5 protein-coding genes are annotated in these 4,164 nt (G+C 39.4%); 1 reads left to right on the forward strand and 4 read right to left on the reverse strand.

What is annotated here, in order from left to right:
- Nucleotides 1-200: 200 nt before the first annotated feature.
- Entirely contained in the window at nucleotides 201-1,241 is a 1,041-nt protein-coding gene (locus R7P35_RS23505; protein ID WP_080607123.1) for a hypothetical protein, read from the reverse strand.
- Between the two features lie 257 nt (nucleotides 1,242-1,498).
- Between R7P35_RS23505 and R7P35_RS23510 the strand changes: the two genes are divergently transcribed.
- Entirely contained in the window at nucleotides 1,499-1,801 is a 303-nt protein-coding gene (locus R7P35_RS23510; RefSeq protein ID WP_053304310.1) for a hypothetical protein, read from the forward strand.
- Nucleotides 1,802-2,013: 212 nt separating this feature from the next.
- Here R7P35_RS23510 and R7P35_RS23515 read toward each other — a convergent pair whose 3' ends face one another.
- The 3 genes from R7P35_RS23515 to R7P35_RS23525 form a co-directional block, all read right to left on the reverse strand.
- A complete protein-coding gene (locus R7P35_RS23515) occupies nucleotides 2,014-2,436 on the reverse strand; it encodes a trypco2 family protein (protein ID WP_140086025.1) in 423 nt (140 codons plus the stop codon).
- A 143-nt stretch (nucleotides 2,437-2,579) separates the two neighbouring features.
- Complete coding sequence (locus tag R7P35_RS23520) at nucleotides 2,580-2,933, reverse strand: glyoxalase/bleomycin resistance/dioxygenase family protein (RefSeq protein ID WP_015296924.1); 354 nt, start codon at nucleotides 2,931-2,933, stop codon at nucleotides 2,580-2,582.
- A gap of 683 nt (nucleotides 2,934-3,616) precedes the next feature.
- Nucleotides 3,617-4,164: T6SS immunity protein Tdi1 domain-containing protein (locus R7P35_RS23525; protein ID WP_318092723.1), on the reverse strand; the 548-nt coding region annotated here is incomplete at its 5' end.

Below are 4,164 nucleotides of genomic sequence, written 5' to 3' on the forward strand. Positions count from 1 at the left end.
CAAGCCCTTTCGTTACATCTGAGACATGAACAAGAACCGCTGATGGATTCATAATTTTTCTCCAACCACATAACGCCCTGTTAAGGTGTGAGCAACGCAATACCGAAGCCGCCGCATACCACCTTAAACACTAAAACCAACGCATAGTAAAAATGCCACGCGTTGCGAATCACTCTTAAACAGTTTGTTATGTGACGAACCTATTGGATAATAGGAAACATGTTCTTTCCAGGTAAGCCAAACAACTTTGTAGTATCTTCTTCATCCTTTAGGCGTACATACAATATGTCGCCAACATCCAACATTACGTTTAAAGCCTTAGTTTCACAATATTTCGAGCTATCACAACTATCCTTTATTTCAGTAGGAATCCTTACCCTAGCATCTGGCGTGTAGTAGTAAGTCCTCTCGACTCCACCACCTAAGCCAAGAACAGCAAGGGTTTTACCTGCAATCTTCGAAGACACTGGTGGGTACAAGCAAAAGAGAACAACAAGTAAATAAACTAACAATGAAGCATTTTTTGAAAACTTTTTTTGTATAAAATTCTTTTTACTATAAGACTCAGATATTTTCTCAAATTCATTCCTTGGTCTAGATGGAACAAGGGACATGTAACTTAAAAACATGAAAACAATAGAACTAATATAAAATTCAAAGTCTTCAATGACAATTTTAGAAAAAGAGAGAAACTTCACATAGAATATAAAGGAAACTATAGCGAGAATACTTATAAAGTAATGAGAGAACACCAATCTATAATATTTAAAACTTTTAAAAACACTAAAATTTAAATTAAAAATAGATTCATCGGGAGTCAATACATAAAAAGAGTACAAGATTGGGACGGAAAAAAACATTACATAAAATAAAAGCAAGCTATACTCTAGGTATAAACTAATCCACAAGACTACAGGTGTAATTGTAAAATATATTAAGAACCCAACAAAACTTGAAACGTATTTATTTTTTATATAATTAGACGTTTGATAAAAACGCTTATAATAATTAACATCCCAAGGGTCAAGGGCGATAAATGCTGATGAGAATGAGTACCATGAAACGATTACAGCAAGCATCATACAAATAGTGCCGATCACCATTAACAAAGAAGGTAGAACACTCAACTCCAGAGGAAGAGGAACCTTCTCGGAAACCAAATATGTGTAAAGAAAATAAACACCAAATAATGTTGATATAAAAACAGTGTTCTTAGTTGTATTTTTTAATTTGTTAATCATCTTACCTTCCGATAAAGCACTCAGTCACATAACGCCCTGCTAAGGGGTGAGCAACGCAATACCGAAGCCGCCGCAAACCACCTTAATCACTAAATTCAACGCATAGTGAAAATGCCACGCGTTGCGAATCCCTCTTGAGCAGTTTGTTAGTCGCGAGGCACCGAGCGACAATTTTAAGCCGAACTAAACTTTGCGGACAACAAACTTAATGTGCCTCGATGCATTTAAGTCAGGCGCAGTCTCAAAGCGGCTAGTCAATGAAACCACTTGGAACAAACAACGCCGCAGAAAATGGACTAACAACACCAAAAAGCGCTTTTGGAAAACCAATCTCACAGTGCGGACTTTCAACAAAGTCACTGAAACCACGTGGAATTTACAACACCAGAGAAAAAGTAACTTCAGCGAGTAAATCGGCTTTTGTACCAACAAACTCACCGAGCGGAGTTGCAACCAAAAACAAACTCTCGATTGCCCTGCTCTGTCAGCACCAAAGAACAAAACAATCGCTAGAACACTTGCAAAATTTTGGACTCAAAACAGCTAAAACTAAGTTCTAAGGATCGACGATGAATCTGTGTTCCAAACAAACTGCTGCTAAATTTTAAGCTCAGAAACATGATTTTGATTGCTAGCTTTTTCTGGCGACTAACGCCCTGTTAAGGGGTGAGCAATGCAATACAAAAGCCACCGCATACCACCTTAATCACTAAAATCAACGCATAGTAAAAATGCCACGCGTTGCGAATCCCTCTTGAACAGTTTGTTATATTTATCTCTGAAACCTTGGTTTTATCGGCTTTTGTGATTTTACTGCACCACCATTACAGGTTACGACATTTCTTTTTTGTTTATCTTTTACGGTGTCATTACGCTTTTCACGTTGCTGAAGTAATGCTTTAGGTTTCTGAGGGTTAGTAACTCGTAGATTTGATTTCTTAGCGGCCTCATTTACTTCCTGGTTCTTGTAGGGAGTCAACTTCAATTTTACTTTATGCATTTGTGAGGCATTGGTCTCTGCCCCTAGTTCAAATACAACAAATTTACCTCCAGCCTTACCTTTAGCATTAAGCCCGAAGCTTACCTCTAATTCCACCTCATCCATGGTAAAGAAGGGAGAGTCACTCTCAGAAGCTTCCATTAGCTCCTTTTTAACATCATCAATAAACTCTTTAAGACTTATGTTTCCCTTCACGTGGTTCTCCTAGTCTGAATAAAATATAACGCCTTGTTAAGGGGTGAGCAACACAATGCCGGTGCCGCCGCATACCGCCTTAAACACTAAAACCAACGCATAGTAAAAATGCCACGCGTTGCGAATCCCTCTTGAACAATTTGTTATGTGGTTTTCCCACGTAGTCCTATTAAGTTTCCAAATGGGTCCTCAACTTGGCACATTGAAAGCCCATCTTCAATTTCCATTGGTCCACGATAAAGACACGCACCTAGCTCTTCAAAATGAGCCAGAGCAACACATAAATTGTCTACTGACCAGTAAACAACTGTACCACTTTTACCAGCACCAACCTTTTTATCTGCTTTGACTATTTCTAGTGAGAAACCATTTAGATCAAGCGCTGTGAAGTCAAAGTCAGGATGGTAAACCGGAACGGCTTCTGGAAAAGCTTTCTTGTACCATTCAAGCCCTTTCGCTACATCTGAGACATGAACAAGAACCGCTGATGGATTCATAATTTTTCTCCAACCACATAACGCCTTGCTAAGGTGTGAGTAACGCAATACAAAAGCTACCGCACAGCGCCTTAATCACCATAAGCCACCGCAAAGTAAAAATGCCACGCGTTACGAATCACTCTTAAGCAATTTGTTAGTACATGCGCTACTTCTATTTATGCGCTCCAAGATATTGAAAATTGAGATGATATGAAAGGCTTTGAACACTGAAGTGAGACGGGCAGCTACAAAACTTTACCCCGAATGAAAGGCGAAAGTTGACTAGAAGAAAAACGCACTGAACTGCCCTACTTTCACTGGCTTAAAATTAGAAAAGGATTCTTTCCTCGCACTTCAATAGCCACACCAAAAGTAATCAAGGTTCTCTCAAAAGCCGCCACGAAAATGAAGAAGCGCCAAAGAAATAGGCTAAGAGTTAGAAGCCGTAAACGTTGAAGTCAAAGCGAATACTCCGCATATAGTGCCACCGGAAAGAACGTGAAAGGCACTAACTGAAAGGTGTAAATACGAGCGCCGAAACAGATAAACACCAAAACTTATGACCTTTGATGTCAAACCCGTACTAACGCCCTGTTAAGGTGTGAGCAACGCAATACCGATGCTCCCGCATGCCACCTTAAACATTAGACGCAACGCATAGCCAAAATGCCACGCGTTGCGAATCACTCTTAAACAGTTTGTTATGTGTTTGCGTGCTGAAGTTGAAAATGCAACTGAGACATTAGTGATTGATATACTTTCATAGTAAATACTTGCAAATTTTCCATACAAAACTCACCACCAATAATTGGATGCAGATCCCAACCTAAGCATTCGTCTTGTTTTGGTTGTAGCCCGTGTTCGAGCGCCAAGTCATACCAACTAGTTAAAAAGACATTATCACACCAATCTTGTGATTTATTCATTTTATTGTACTCATGAAAGTCCGAAGCAATTGTTTCATAGGTACCATCTAAAACCGATAACAATGAAATTGAGCCATCCACTTCACCAAATAGCCAGTCACCCATGATGGTTAGATACAAAGGTTTCCCTGTAGGATTAAGCAACCATTTCCACTGAGGTAACAAGGTATCTATTTCTACGTCCGAGACTTCCCAAATAAACTGCATTTTTATCTTTCTCACTCTGTTTAGAAACCCATTGACACATAACGCCTTGTTAAGGTGTGAGGCACGCAATACCAAAGCCCCCGCATGCCACCTAACCACTAAAACCAACGCATAGT

Source organism: Vibrio sp. Vb0304, from assembly GCF_033338995.1.
GTDB lineage: Bacteria > Pseudomonadota > Gammaproteobacteria > Enterobacterales > Vibrionaceae > Vibrio > Vibrio alginolyticus.